The organism is Pseudomonas sp. HY13-MNA-CIBAN-0226, from assembly GCF_040310305.1.
Taxonomy (GTDB): Bacteria; Pseudomonadota; Gammaproteobacteria; order Pseudomonadales; family Pseudomonadaceae; genus Aquipseudomonas; species Aquipseudomonas gregormendelii.
The window spans coordinates 1-13,028 of record NZ_JBEOPS010000015.1; the positions used below are offsets into that span (position 1 = coordinate 1).

The following is a 13,028-nucleotide window of genomic DNA, read 5'->3' on the forward strand; positions in this document are numbered from 1 at the left end:
CGGCCTTCCTGGCGGGCTGCCACAGGGGATTTGTGTGCGTCACAGATCCAGTGTGGGAGCCAGCCTGCTGGCGATGACGGCCTTCCTGGCGAGCTGCCACAGGGGATTTGTGTGCGCCACAGATCCAGTGTGGGAGCCAGCCTGCTGGCGATGACGGCCTTCCTGGCGGGCTGCCACAGGGGATTTGTGTGCGTCACAGATCCAGTGTGGGAGCCAGCCTGCTGGCGATGAAGGCCTTCCTGGCGACACAACTTTCGGATTTTGCTAAACCCATGAAACAGAGAAAAGCCCAATGGCCCTGGCACGTTTTAACCGTGCTGGTGCTGATCGGCCTGGCCGGCGCCTTGTACTACGCCACCTCGCTGATGTCCTACGAATGGCGCTGGAACCGTGTGCCGCAGTACTTCGCCTACCACGCCGAAGAGTCCCAGCGTGCTGCTGACATTTCCACCGTCAGCGAGCTGGTACGCAAGGGTGACAAGGCTGAAGTCACCCTGCGCAACGACGCTGGCGACGAGCAGCACCTGATCGTCGATGACAACAGCCTGCAAGTCGCCCAGGGCGATGACGTGGCAGAAGGCGATGTCGTGGGCGTGACTCGCCATTGGGCGGCAGGACCGCTGTTGTGGGGCTTGTGGACGACGTTGTGGCTGTCGGTGGTCTCGGGTGTGCTCGGCCTGCTGATTGGCCTGGCAACCGGCCTGTGCCGGCTGTCCAGCAACCCGACCTTGCGCGATCTCTCGACCATTTATGTCGAGTTGGTGCGCGGCACGCCGCTGCTGGTGCAGATCTTCATCTTCTACTTCTTCATCGGCACCGTGATGAACCTGTCCCGGGAATTTGCCGGGATCGCCGCGCTGTCACTGTTCACCGGCGCCTATGTCGCGGAAATCATCCGCTCTGGCGTGCAGTCGATCGCCCGCGGCCAGAACGAAGCCGCGCGATCTCTGGGGCTGAGCGCTGGCCAGTCGATGCGTCATGTGGTCCTGCCGCAGGCATTCAAGCGCGTGCTGCCGCCACTGGCCGGGCAGTTCATCAGCCTGGTCAAGGACACTTCGCTGGTCTCGGTCATCGCGATTACCGAACTGCTCAAAAGCGGCCGGGAAGTCATCACTACCTCGTTCTCGCCGTTCGAAATCCTGTTCTGCGTCGCCGGCCTGTACCTGTTGATCAACCTGCCGCTGTCGAAAATCGCCAGCCGCCTAGAGCGGAGGCTCGCGCAAAGTGATTGAAGTCCGCGATCTGGTAAAAGTCTTCGATACCCGTGGCCAGGTGGTGCGCGCGGTGGATAACGTCACCACGCAAGTGGCCAGGGGTGAAGTGCTGGTGGTGATCGGTCCGTCCGGCTCCGGCAAGTCGACGTTCCTGCGCTGTCTCAACGGCCTGGAAGAATTCGATTCCGGCTCAGTGAGCATCGACGGCCTGGAGCTGGCCGACCCGAAAACCGACGTGAATGCCTACCGCCGTGAAGTCGGCATGGTGTTCCAGCATTTCAACCTGTTCCCGCACATGACCGTACTGGAAAACCTCTGCCTGGCGCAAAAAGTCGTGCGCAAGCGCGGCAAAAAGGAGCGCGAGGCCAAGGCCCTGGCGTTGCTGGAGAAGGTCGGTATCGCGCAGAAAGCCAACGAGTTTCCATCACGCCTGTCCGGCGGTCAGCAACAGCGTGTGGCCATTGCCCGGGCGCTGGCGATGGAGCCGAAGGTGATGCTGTTCGATGAACCGACCTCGGCGCTTGATCCGGAAATGGTCGGTGAAGTGCTGGATGTGATGAAGACCCTGGCCGTGGAAGGCATGACGATGGTCTGCGTTACCCATGAAATGGGCTTTGCGCGGGAAGTGGCGGATCGGGTGTTGTTCTTCGATCACGGCAAGCTGTTGGAAGATGCTTCGCCGGCCGAGTTTTTCGCTGCGCCGAAGGATCCTCGGGCACAGGCGTTCCTGCGCCAGGTTCTCTGATCGCGGCGGCCATCCGGCCGCCATCGCGGGCAAGCCCGCTCCCACAGTATGTTCAGTGTTCATGCAATTTGCGTAACACCGTTGAACCCTGTGGGAGCTTGCCCGCGATAGCATCACCTTGGTCCTGTGTGAACCGAGGCGTTCGCATCAACTCAGACCTTGAACCGTCCCACCAGCGTCTGCAAATGAGTACCAAGCCGTGCCAGTTCGACACTCGACGCCGCCGTCTCTTCACTGGCGGCCGAGGTCTGCTCGGACACATCGCGCACATTCAACACGCTGCGATTGATTTCTTCGGCCACCGCGCTTTGTTGCTCGGCCGCTGCGGCAATCTGCTGGTTCATCGACTGGATCGCTGACACTGTGCGGGTAATGCTTTCCAGCGAACCACCGGCGCGGCGGGTCAGTTCGACGTGCTTTCGGTGAGGCTGCGGCTGTTGTCCATTATTGTCGCCACCTGCTGGGTGCCGGCTTGCAGGCCAACGATCAGCTCTTCGATTTCTTCGGTCGACTTCTGGGTGCGCTGGGCGAGGCTGCGGACTTCGTCGGCAACCACGGCAAAACCGCGGCCTGCTTCACCGGCACGGGCGGCTTCGATGGCGGCGTTTAGCGCCAGCAGGTTGGTTTGCTGGGCTACCGACTTGATCACGTCGAGCACGCTGCCGATCTTGTCGCTCTCGCGCTTGAGATGGCCCATGGCCTCGGTCGAGTGGCCCACTTCGAGCGCCAGGCGCTCGATCTGGGCGATGGCTTCACCCACCACCTTGTCCCCTTCACGGGCCTGCTGGTCGGCGGCCACAGCGGCCTCCGAGGCTTCTTCCGCATTGCGTGCGACTTCTTGCACGGTAGCGGTCATCTCGTTCATGGCGGTTGCCACCTGATCGGTCTCGACCTTCTGGCTGTTGACCCCGGCGCTGGTCTGCTCAGTGACTGCCGATAACTCCTCGGCGGCGCTGGCGATTTGCGTGACGCCATCACTGATGCCGCCAATCAACTCGCGCAAGCCCTGGGTCATGCTCTGGATAGCACGCTGCAACTGGCCCAGTTCGTCCTGGCGGCGAGACACCAGATTGTGGGTCAGGTCGCCGGCTGCAATGCGTTCGGCAACTTTGAGGGTCTGGCTCAGGGGAATGACAATCTGGCGGGTGATGGCCCAAGCCGCCAGCAGACCGAAAGCCAGGGCGAGCAGGGTGGCCAGCAACAGCATGTTCTTGGCGTGCGCGGCATCGGTGTCGCGAACAATGGTCTGCGAGGCCGTCAGCTTCTTGCTGAGGTCGATCAGGATGTCGCCCTGAGCGGTCATGCGCGTGAGCGCCGTAGCGTTTGCGACCTGGGAGTCGCGGAACTGGCTGACAGCCGCGCGGTAAGCCTTCAGCGACCCGGTAGCCTGTTGCAGGTTGGCAAGGTGCTGCTCAGGCAGTTTTGCCGCGAGGCTGTCGAGGCTTTTCAGGGCGGTGTCGATGGCGTCCAGTGCCGGTTGCTGGGCTTCGGCCTTGCCGCTGTAGGTGTAGCCGCGAACCTGGTAGCGCGCTTGCTGGAGCAGCTTGCTCAGTTCGATCACCTGGCTGTAGTCGGCAACGCTTTCGCCTTGCAGCATGGATTTTTCGACCGTGCTGACTTGCGCTACGGCGTTGTCAGCGTTTACCCCCAGTTTGCTCCGGGCGTCTTCACGAGCAGCGGTTGCCTGGGTCATGTCGGCAAAGGCGCGCTTGTATTCAGCGACGGCGACCAGTTGCTGGTCGACCATGGCTGCATCGGCAGGCTGTTCGATCAGGGTGCGTGCGGTTTTCAGGCCGGTATCCAGTTGGCCGAGCAAATCGTTGACTGTCCCGGGACCCTGTTCGCCGCGATGCATGTCGTAGTCTTGGCGGGCGATGCGCAGGTCTTTGCTCAGCTCGATCAGGCCGGAGATGAAACCGAGCTTGTCGCCCCGGCTCATGACGCCGCTGAGGCCCGTCCAGCCAGTGAAGGTGATCAGGCAGGTCAGCAGCAGCACCAATCCGAAACCGACTCCCAGTTTGCGATTGACGCTGACGTTCCCCAGTTTATCAGCTAGCGATTGGTACATGCTGCAACTCCCTCGAACCACACGTAGGTTTTATGGGAGTTGTATCGGCAGCTTCTCCGGAACCTGTAGGAGCTGCCGAAGGCTGCGATCTTTTGATTTTGATCTTGATCTTGAGTTCTGGCGTCCTTACAAACGCCAGGATCAAAAGATCGCAGCCTGCGGCAGCTCCTACCGGGGGGCGTGGTGTTTAGAAGAGTCGGGCCAGCAGGGCGGTGACCGCGGTTTCGACCCGCAGGATGCGCTCGCCCAGTTGTACCGGTTGCAGCCCGGCTTTGGCCAGCAGGTCGATCTCGTAGGGGATCCAGCCGCCTTCCGGACCAATGGCCAGAGTCACCGGCTCGTTCAGGCCGCGAGGGCAGGGTGGGTAGTTGCCGGGATGGCCGACCAGGCCCAGAGTCCCTTCGGTGATCGCGGGAAGCCGGTCTTCGACGAACGGCTTGAAGCGCTTCTCGATAATAATTTCCGGCAACACGCTGTCCCTGGCCTGTTCAAGGCCGAGGATCAATTGTTCGCGAATGGCGTCTGGTTCCAGGAACGGCGTTTGCCAGAAGCTCTTCTCGACGCGATAGCTGTTCACCAGGATGATTCGCGGCACTCCCATGGCCGCAACGGTCTGAAACACCCGGCGCAGCATTTTCGGGCGTGGCAGGGCCAACACCATGGTCAGCGGCAGCTTGCTCGGAGGGGGCTGATCAAGGGTGACGCGCAATTCGGCTTCGGTGGTGTCCAGGTGCAGCAACTCGGCAGACCCCATCAGACCGCCAATCCTGCCGACCCGCAGGCTGTCACCGACTTGCGAACGGTGGACTTCCTGCATGTGGGTCAGGCGGCGATCACGCAGGATCACCCGATCGGCCGCAATGAAATCGGCCTCTTCGAGAAGCAGCAGGTTCACGGCTGGGTCGCTGGCGGCTGGTCGTTGGAGTCGTCAGCCGGCTGGTCGTCCGGGTGCTCGCCACGCTTGCTGATCAGGCTGCCGAACAGGATGCCGATTTCAAACAGCAGCCACATTGGTACGGCCAGCAGGGTCTGCGAGAAAATGTCCGGCGGCGTCAGGATCATGCCGACCACGAAGCAGCCAATGATCACGTACGGGCGGATTTTCCTCAGGTACTTGACGTCGACTACACCGATCCACACCAGCAATACCACGGCTACCGGGATTTCGAACGCCACGCCGAAGGCGAAGAACAGCGTCATGACGAAGTCGAGGTAGCTGGTGATGTCGGTCATCATTTCCACACCGGCCGGCGTAGCGGCAGCGAAGAATTTGAAGATCAACGGGAACACCAGGTAGTAGGCGAACGCCATGCCGGTATAGAACAGCAGGATGCTGGACATCAGCAGTGGCACGGCGATGCGCTTCTCGTGCTTGTACAGGCCTGGTGCGATGAAACCCCAAATCTGATGCAGGATCACCGGAATCGCCAGGAACAGCGAAACCATCATCGTCAGCTTCAGTGGCGTCAGGAAGGGCGACGACACATCGGTAGCGATCATTGTCGCGCCTTCCGGCAAATACTGGCGCAGCGGCGTGGAGACGAAGGTATAGATTTGCTGGGTGAAGGCGAACAACCCGGCGAAGACGATGAAGATCGCCGCTACGCAGCGCAGCAGGCGGGTGCGCAACTCGGTGAGGTGCGAAACCAGCGGCATGTGCTGGTCATTTTCAGGAAGATCGCTCATGGGGCTCGCGGCGGCAGTGTTGGGTCATGAGGGGCAGGCGCAACAGGCGCAGCCGCAGGTGTTGCAGATTCGGCCAGAGGCTGCGCCGCAGGAGCAGCGACAGGCGCAGGTTCAGCGCCGATTGTCGGCTCGATGTTCGGCACCGGGGCATGAATGGTCGGCTCCGCGACAGGCTGCACCGGAGTCGGCTCCTGCTGGGTGGGCGTGAAGATCTTCCGCGCCTCCTGCTCCAGGGACAGGATATGCTCGTTGTGCAGCTGCCGGCGAATTTCGTCGGCGCCGATCTCACGTTCAACTTCCTGTTTGATCGCGTTGAAGCTGCGCTTCAGACGACCGACCCACAGGCCGGCAGTGCGCGCAGCACCCGGCAGGCGTTCGGGGCCCAGCACCAGCAGGGCGACGAGGCCGACGAGCAGCAGTTCAGAGAAGCTGATACCAAACATTAGTCAGTGCTCACACGTCTTTGCGAATCGGCTCTTCGACTTTTTGTGCCTGCACGTCGATGGTGTGCGGCGGGTTGACCGGGGTGGCCTGTGGCTGCACAGGTGGTACCGGTTGCGCCGGGGTCACGCTTGGATCAGCGGGCTTTTCGTCATCGTTCATGGCTTTGCGGAAGCCCTTGATCGATTCGCCGACGTCGGTGCCGAGGTTCTTCAGTTTCTTGGTGCCGAATACCAGCACGACAACGACCAGGATGACGACCCAGTGTTTCCAGTCAAAAATGCCCATGTTGCTGCTCCTCTCTAATAGTTGTTCAGGCGGACGGGCGCGAGGCTTTCTCGGCGTGTCCGGACAGACCGAAGCGACGGTCGAGTTCATCGAGTACAGCCTGTGGATGCTGCCCCAGTTGGGCGAGCATGACCATGCTGTGGAACCACAAGTCGGCAGTCTCGTAGATCACATCGCTGCAGTCGCCGCTGATGGCAGCGTCCTTGGCGGCAATGATGGTTTCGACGGATTCTTCGCCAACTTTTTCCAGAATCTTGTTCAGGCCCTTGTGGTACAGGCTGGCAACATACGAGCTGTCGGCAGCGGCGCCTTTGCGCTCTTCCAGCACTTCGGCCAGGCGGGTCAGGGTGTCACTCATGGGTGTGTCCTGCGGAGTAAATGGCGTGCGGGTCTTTAAGTACCGGGTCGACGGTTTTCCAGTCGCCGTTCTCGAAGACTCGATAGAAGCAGCTCTGGCGGCCGGTATGGCAGGCGATGTCGCCGATCTGCTCGACCATCAGAATGATCACGTCGGCGTCACAGTCAAGGCGCATCTCATGCAGGGTCTGCACATGCCCGGACTCCTCACCCTTGCGCCACAGTTTGCCTCGGGAACGTGACCAGTAGATGGCACGATTCTCCGTGGCAGTCAGTTGCAGCGCTTCACGGTTCATCCAGGCCATCATCAGGACGCGCCCGGTCTTGTGATCCTGGGCAATCGCGGGCACCAGGCCATCGGCGTCCCACTTGATTTCGTCCAGCCAGTTTTTCATCTTCGACTCCGACAGCGGGCTCCGCACTTCATTAGCGGAGTCCAACGTTGAAACAGTGTGCCAGCGGATCACACAACTGGCTATCGGCGAACGACCAGATACAAACCGACCGCCATCATGATTCCGGCTGGCCAATAGGCCAGGTCGTTCAGCGGGCCGCCGATCGCGAGTACTGCGCCGCCCGCCAGGTGAGCGGTGCCGAGCAGGCGCAGGAACCAGTCGTCACGTCGGCGGTGCCAGGGTGGCGGCGGGTCGTAGGCGTGAGGCTGGGACATGCGTTCGAGCAGGTCGCGGGCCATGTTGGCCAGGTGCGGTAGCTGTTCAAACTGGCTCTGCACGTTGCCCAGCAACGCTTTGGGGCTGACGCGCTCGCGCATCCAGCGTTCGAGGAACGGTTGCGCGGTGTTCCACAGATCGAGGTCCGGGTACAGCTGGCGGCCCAGGCCTTCGATGTTCAGCAGGGTTTTTTGCAACAGGACAAGCTGCGGCTGTACTTCCATGTTGAAGCGTCGAGCGGTCTGGAACAGGCGCATCAGCACCTGGCCGAATGAAATATCTTTTAACGGTTTTTCGAAGATCGGTTCGCATACAGTGCGGATCGCCGCTTCGAATTCGTTGAGTTTGGTTTCCGCCGGCACCCAGCCCGAATCGATATGCAGCTGGGCCACTCGCCGATAGTCGCGTTTGAAGAAAGCGAACAGGTTGCGGGCCAGATAGTCCTGGTCTTCCGGGGTCAGGCTGCCAACGATGCCGCAGTCGATCGCAATGTACTGCGGGCTCCACGGGTTGACGGTGCTGACGAAGATGTTGCCCGGGTGCATGTCGGCATGGAAAAAGCTGTCACGGAACACCTGGGTAAAGAAGATTTCGACGCCGCGTTCGGCGAGCATCTTCATGTCGGTGCGCTGGTCGGCCAGGGTCGCGAGGTCGGTCACCTGAACCCCGTAGATGCGCTCCATCACCAGCACTTTGGGCCGGCACCAATCCCAATAGACTTGCGGCACGTAGAGCAGTGGCGAGCCTTCGAAGTTGCGCTTGAGCTGGCTGGCGTTGGCGGCTTCGCGCAGCAGGTCGAGTTCGTCGTAGATGGTTTTCTCGTAGTCCTGGACCACGTCCACCGGATGCAGCAGGCGCGCATCGGCCGAGAGTTTTTCTGCCGCGCGAGCCAGGATGAACAGCCATGCCAGGTCCTGGGCGATGATCGGCTTGAGGCCGGGGCGGATCACCTTGACCACGACTTCTTCACCGGTCTTGAGCTGCGCGGCATGCACCTGCGCTACCGAAGCCGAAGCGAGCGGTTGGACGTCGAATCGGCTGAACACTTCGCTGATCTTCTTGCCCAGCTGCTCTTCGATGAGTTTGATCGACACTTGCGAATCGAACGGCGGGACACGGTCCTGCAGCAGCATCAATTCATCGGCGATGTCTTCCGGCAGCAGGTCGCGGCGGGTGGACAGGATCTGCCCGAACTTGATGAAGATTGGTCCCAGGTCCTGCAGGGCCAGGCGCAGTCGGGCGCCGCGGCTCAGCTCAAGCGTTTTGCGCGGGAACCAGCGCCACGGCAATGCATACCGCAGCGCCAGCAGGAACCAGGGCAGCGGCAGGGCGAACAGCAGGTCATCGAGACGGTAGCGAATCACAACGCGCTGGATGCGCAACAAACGGCGGACGGCAAGCAGCTTCATGCGTTATCGCTTGGGTCGAGAGATCGGGAAAGGCGCTCGAAACGCGCCTCAAGACGTTCCAGATCAAGTTTGATCTGGTCCAGTTCACTGAAACGGGCTTCGGCTTCGCGCTGACCGACGAGGGTGCGCGATTCTTCGGCCAGGTATTCGCCCAGGTTTTGGCCGAGGCTGACAAATCCTTGCTGGTACCAGCGCGCGCGACTGCGCAAATGACCGCCGACCAGTTGTGTTGCCACAGGGCCCAGCCAGCGCGAGAGTTCGTACTCCCAGTCCAGCTCGAGGTCCTGGAGGATCGCCGCCAGTTCCAGCAGCACGCCGCTGTCGCCGTCGAGCTCGACTTCCGGGCCGTGCAGCACGGCAGTCTTGTCCTTGCTCATGGCCAGTTTCAGCAGGCTTGAGGCCGGGGCACGCAAGGTGCAGTCGGCGCCGGCCTCCCACTGGGAGGCGAGCATCAGGCCTTCGTCGCTGGGCAGAATGAACAGCTGGAATGCCGGGTTGCGGCAATCGACGGCGATCACCCTGCCACTCAAATGCGCCAGGCGCGGCAAGGCCGTGCTGTCGAGGCGCAGCACCCGGTTAAGACCGAGCTCAACGCTGGCGAGCAGGCCGGCCAGCAACATCAGGGTTTGATGCCGCGGTGCAGGGCAACGATACCTGCGGTCATGTTGTGATAGGTCACGCGGTCGAAACCGGCCTCGACCATCATCGACTTCAGGGTTTCCTGGTTCGGGTGCATGCGGATCGATTCGGCCAGGTAGCGATAGCTTTCCGAGTCGTTGGTGATCAGCTTGCCCATCAACGGCATGAAGGCGAACGAGTAGGCGTCGTAGGCTTTGGACATCAGTGCGTTGGTCGGTTTGGAGAATTCCAGCACCAGCAGGCGACCACCCGGCTTGAGTACGCGCAGCATCGAACGCAGGGCGTCTTCCTTGTGCGTCACGTTGCGCAGGCCGAAGGCGATGGTCACGCAATCAAAATGGTTGTCCGGGAAGGGCAGCTTTTCCGCATCGGCCTGGACGAATTCGACGTTGCCGGCAACACCGAGGTCCAGCAGGCGGTCACGACCGACCTTGAGCATGGATTCGTTGATGTCGGCCAACACGACCTGGCCAGTAGGGCCTACCAGGTGCGAGAATTTTTTCGTCAGGTCGCCGGTGCCGCCAGCGATGTCCAGCACCCGGTTACCGGTGCGAACACCCGACAGTTCGATCGCAAAACGCTTCCACAAACGGTGCATGCCGCCCGACAGGAGGTCGTTCATCAGGTCGTACTTGGCGGCTACCGAGTGGAAGACCTCAGCGACTTTCTCCGCTTTTTGGCTTTCCGGAACGTTTTTGAAACCGAAGTGAGTGGTGGGTTCGGCATCGCTGCCTTTGCGCTGATCAGTCATATCGCTGTCACCAGAAGAGAATGCGGGACATTCTAATCCCGGTGGCCTGCTTTGTCTTGGAGTGGCTAAAGGTAAGATAGGCAATCACCGGGACGTTTTGCCGCAGCGGCGGTCAAGATGCTTCAGGAAGCATTCATAAAGCAGGAGTCATTTGATGGCCCGTATTAGTTTTGAACGTGCCCACGCGCTGGGCAAGGAAGCGGCTCGCGAGAAGGCCGACCAGCTGGCGCAGAAACTGTCCGATCAGTACGGCCTGGAGCCGCAGTGGGCGGGCGATACCCTGAATCTCAAGCGCTCGGGGGTGAAGGGCGCGGTGCATGTGGCCGAGGATTCTATCAAGGTCGACGTGGAGTTGGGCCTGATGATGTCGGCCATGAGCGGTATGATCAAAGCCGAGATTGAAAAGGCGCTGGACAAGGCCCTGGCCTGAAGATCAAAAGATCGCAGCCTTCGGCAGCTCCTACAGAGTCCACATTCCTCTGTAGGAACTGCCGAAGGCTGCGATCTTTTCATTCAGGCACCACCGTTTCATGTCAGTTGTTAGGGTGCCGTTTCTAATTATTCTCACTACTTTGTGCCTGAGCCCGACTCTTTCGCGGGCAGTTCCTCAAACCTTCTGCGCGTGAGGTGCACCATGGCCAAAGTTATTTTGAAGAAAAAAATCGACGCTTCGACATCTGCTCTGGGCGACGTCAAATCTTATGCCCGCAAGATCTGGCTGGCAGGCCTGGGGGCCTACACCAAGGTCGGCCAAGAAGGCAGCGAATACTTTCAGGAGTTGATCAAGGAAGGTCAAACTGTTGAAAAAAAAGGCAAAAAGGTAGTTGCGGAAAAACTTGAAGCCGCCAACTCCGAGATCGATGAAGCAAAGAGTGAAGTCAGTAGTTTTAAAGGCAAAGTCGAACTGCAACTCGACAAGGTCGAGAAGGCTTTTGACTCGCGCGTTGCAAGTGCCTTGAATCGTATCGGCATTCCGTCTAAACATGACGTTGAGACACTCTCTGCTAAGCTCGATGAGCTGACGGCATTGCTCGAACGCGTCGCGCGTAAATCTTAAGGAGAACGGGATGGCTGGTAAAAAGAACACCGAAAAAGAAGGCAGCTCGTGGATCGGGAAAGTTGAAGACTACTCCCGCAAAATCTGGCTGGCCGGTTTAGGCGTGTACTCGAAGATCGACACTGACGGCAGCAAGCTCTTCGATACCTTGGTAAAAGACGGCGAGAAAGCCGAGAAGCTCGCCAAGAATGCAGTCGGCGATAAAGTCGATGCGGCAAAAGACTCCGCCACTTCGGCCAAGTCGCGCATCAGCGGCGTGAAAGATCGTGCACTGGGCAAGTGGGATGAGCTCGAAGGTGCTTTTGACAAGCGCCTGAACAGCGCTATTTCGCGTCTGGGCGTGCCGAGCCGTAATGAAGTCAAGGCACTGCATAGCAAGGTCGATACCCTGACCAAGCAGATCGAAAAACTCACCGGCGCCAAGGTTGCGCCAGTGGCGACTAAAACCGCAGCGGCCAAACCGGCTGCCAAGCCACTGGCCAAAGCTGTCGCCAAGCCGGTAGCCAAGACTGCAGCGAAAGCCGCGTCTGCCGCCAAGTCGGTGGCCAAGACTGCCGCAGCGAAACCTGCTGCAGCGAAGTCAGCCGTCAAATCTGCTGCTGCAAAAGCCACCGCCAAGCCGGCAGCCAAACCTGCTGCAAAAAGCACAGCGGCCAAACCCGCTGCCAAGCCAGCGGCAAAACCTGCCGCAGCGAAGAAGCCTGCAGTGAAGAAGCCGGCGGCGCCGAAAGCCGCTGCAGCAAAACCAGCCGCAACGGCTGCCGCCAAGCCGACCCCGGCCAGCACGTCGAACTCGGCCGCCGCGCCGACCCCGGCTGCAACCCCGACTGCCGCGCCAGCACCATCGACGCCAACCAGTCAGTCCTGATTCCAGGACTCAATAAAAACGCCCGGCCTGCAAAGGTCGGGCGTTTTTTATGCACAACATGACCTCCTGAATCTACGTAGGAGCTGCCGAAGGCTGCGATCTTTTGATCTTTAAAAATCAAAAGATCGCAGCCTCGTTTCACTCGGCAGCTCCTACGGCAGCTCCTACGGCGTTGTACGGCGTTGTGCGGTGATTTTTTACTGATGTTCTTCCAGGTACTGCATCGCCAGGTGCTCGGTCGCCACCTTGATCGGCGGCAACAAGTGCGGCGCCACCAGCATCATGACCTGGTAAACCACCAACCGGACCTCGCCCTCGCGATCGAGGATCCGCTGGTAGTCCAGTGAAAACAGCAAGGTCATGGTGATCTGCTCTACCAATTGCCCAAGTGCCTGGGTATCGCTGACCAGCTGTCCCTGAGCCTTCAAGCGCGCCAACAGCGAGGCCAGCGTGCGCTTCAACGCGTTGAGCAGGTTGCGGATCCCCTTGGCCAGTTTGGGCAGGCGGCCTGCCAGATTGGACAGGTCCTGAAACAGGAAGCGGTAATGCGCCAGTCGCTCGACAATCAGGTGCAGGAACAGCCAGTAATCTTCCGGTGCCAATTGCGCGTCCGGCGGCGGGTCGAGCAGCGGCGACAGTTCGCTTTGAAAGCGCTCGAACAAACCCAGTATCAGCGGCTCCTTGCCGTGAAAGTGGTAGTAGAGGTTGCCCGGGCTGATGCCCATTTCGTTGGCCACTTCCATGGTCGAAACGTTCGGTTCGCCCTTCTGGTTGAACAACTGCAAGGCACATTCGAGAATCCGGTCGCGGGTCTTCATCCAGTCTTCTTAATGG

Annotated in this window: 17 protein-coding genes; 5 read left to right on the forward strand and 12 right to left on the reverse strand. The window is 60.2% G+C overall.

The features are described 5' to 3' along the window. Positions 1-272 precede the first annotated feature (272 nt). Positions 273-1,232 carry an amino acid ABC transporter permease gene (locus AAEZ05_RS17250; protein ID WP_045062030.1) on the forward strand — a complete coding sequence of 320 codons (960 nt, stop codon included), beginning with the start codon at positions 273-275 and terminating at the stop codon, positions 1,230-1,232. Then, positions 1,225-1,959 carry an amino acid ABC transporter ATP-binding protein gene (locus tag AAEZ05_RS17255; RefSeq protein WP_045061966.1) on the forward strand — a complete coding sequence of 245 codons (735 nt, stop codon included), beginning with the start codon at positions 1,225-1,227 and terminating at the stop codon, positions 1,957-1,959. Before AAEZ05_RS17250 ends, AAEZ05_RS17255 begins: the two co-directional genes overlap by 8 nt. 152 nt (positions 1,960-2,111) lie before the next feature. Here AAEZ05_RS17255 and AAEZ05_RS30775 read toward each other — a convergent pair whose 3' ends face one another. From AAEZ05_RS30775 to ubiE, 11 genes are all read right to left on the reverse strand, one after another. Continuing rightward, positions 2,112-2,303 (reverse strand): hypothetical protein, encoded by a 192-nt coding sequence (locus AAEZ05_RS30775; protein WP_502947776.1) that lies wholly within the window; start codon positions 2,301-2,303, stop codon positions 2,112-2,114. Between the two features lie 59 nt (positions 2,304-2,362). Then, the gene (locus tag AAEZ05_RS17260; RefSeq protein WP_502947777.1) at positions 2,363-4,027 is read right to left on the reverse strand and encodes a methyl-accepting chemotaxis protein; all 1,665 of its coding nucleotides are present in this window, start codon (positions 4,025-4,027) and stop codon (positions 2,363-2,365) included. A 187-nt stretch (positions 4,028-4,214) separates the two neighbouring features. Next, the gene (locus AAEZ05_RS17265) at positions 4,215-4,922 is read right to left on the reverse strand and encodes a 16S rRNA (uracil(1498)-N(3))-methyltransferase (protein WP_350648238.1); all 708 of its coding nucleotides are present in this window, start codon (positions 4,920-4,922) and stop codon (positions 4,215-4,217) included. Then, complete coding sequence (gene tatC / locus AAEZ05_RS17270) at positions 4,919-5,713, reverse strand: twin-arginine translocase subunit TatC (protein ID WP_045061963.1); 795 nt, start codon at positions 5,711-5,713, stop codon at positions 4,919-4,921. The genes AAEZ05_RS17265 and tatC overlap by 4 nt, the downstream gene beginning before the upstream one ends. Beyond that, entirely contained in the window at positions 5,710-6,156 is a 447-nt protein-coding gene (gene tatB / locus AAEZ05_RS17275; protein ID WP_205893444.1) for a Sec-independent protein translocase protein TatB, read from the reverse strand. Before tatB ends, tatC begins: the two co-directional genes overlap by 4 nt. Positions 6,157-6,166: 10 nt before the next feature. Then, positions 6,167-6,442 (reverse strand): twin-arginine translocase TatA/TatE family subunit, encoded by a 276-nt coding sequence (locus tag AAEZ05_RS17280; RefSeq protein ID WP_045061961.1) that lies wholly within the window; start codon positions 6,440-6,442, stop codon positions 6,167-6,169. 25 nt (positions 6,443-6,467) lie between these two features. After that, entirely contained in the window at positions 6,468-6,800 is a 333-nt protein-coding gene (locus AAEZ05_RS17285) for a phosphoribosyl-ATP diphosphatase (protein WP_008047820.1), read from the reverse strand. Next, positions 6,793-7,194: a phosphoribosyl-AMP cyclohydrolase gene (gene hisI, locus AAEZ05_RS17290; protein WP_045061960.1), complete on the reverse strand. Its 402-nt coding sequence runs from the start codon at positions 7,192-7,194 to the stop codon at positions 6,793-6,795. Before hisI ends, AAEZ05_RS17285 begins: the two co-directional genes overlap by 8 nt. Before the next feature lie 80 nt (positions 7,195-7,274). Then, positions 7,275-8,879 carry a ubiquinone biosynthesis regulatory protein kinase UbiB gene (gene ubiB / locus AAEZ05_RS17295; protein WP_045061959.1) on the reverse strand — a complete coding sequence of 535 codons (1,605 nt, stop codon included), beginning with the start codon at positions 8,877-8,879 and terminating at the stop codon, positions 7,275-7,277. Further along, complete coding sequence (locus AAEZ05_RS17300) at positions 8,876-9,499, reverse strand: ubiquinone biosynthesis accessory factor UbiJ (RefSeq protein ID WP_205893443.1); 624 nt, start codon at positions 9,497-9,499, stop codon at positions 8,876-8,878. The genes ubiB and AAEZ05_RS17300 overlap by 4 nt, the downstream gene beginning before the upstream one ends. Continuing rightward, entirely contained in the window at positions 9,499-10,269 is a 771-nt protein-coding gene (gene ubiE, locus AAEZ05_RS17305; RefSeq protein ID WP_007948968.1) for a bifunctional demethylmenaquinone methyltransferase/2-methoxy-6-polyprenyl-1,4-benzoquinol methylase UbiE, read from the reverse strand. The genes AAEZ05_RS17300 and ubiE overlap by 1 nt, the downstream gene beginning before the upstream one ends. Positions 10,270-10,423: 154 nt before the next feature. Here ubiE and AAEZ05_RS17310 point away from each other — a divergent pair, with 154 nt between their 5' ends. The 3 genes from AAEZ05_RS17310 to AAEZ05_RS17320 all read left to right on the forward strand — a co-directional run bounded on the left by AAEZ05_RS17310 (position 10,424) and on the right by AAEZ05_RS17320 (position 12,194). Next, the gene (locus tag AAEZ05_RS17310; RefSeq protein ID WP_350648241.1) at positions 10,424-10,699 is read left to right on the forward strand and encodes a polyhydroxyalkanoic acid system family protein; all 276 of its coding nucleotides are present in this window, start codon (positions 10,424-10,426) and stop codon (positions 10,697-10,699) included. A gap of 204 nt (positions 10,700-10,903) precedes the next feature. Continuing rightward, positions 10,904-11,326 (forward strand): phasin family protein, encoded by a 423-nt coding sequence (locus AAEZ05_RS17315; protein ID WP_045061956.1) that lies wholly within the window; start codon positions 10,904-10,906, stop codon positions 11,324-11,326. A 10-nt stretch (positions 11,327-11,336) separates the two neighbouring features. Next, positions 11,337-12,194, forward strand: coding sequence for a phasin family protein (locus AAEZ05_RS17320; protein WP_350648243.1), 858 nt, complete (start codon positions 11,337-11,339; stop codon positions 12,192-12,194). A 197-nt stretch (positions 12,195-12,391) separates the two neighbouring features. Here the strand turns inward: AAEZ05_RS17320 and AAEZ05_RS17325 are convergent, their stop codons facing one another. Next, a complete protein-coding gene (locus AAEZ05_RS17325; protein WP_045061954.1) occupies positions 12,392-13,012 on the reverse strand; it encodes a TetR/AcrR family transcriptional regulator in 621 nt (206 codons plus the stop codon). Positions 13,013-13,028 lie beyond the last annotated feature (16 nt).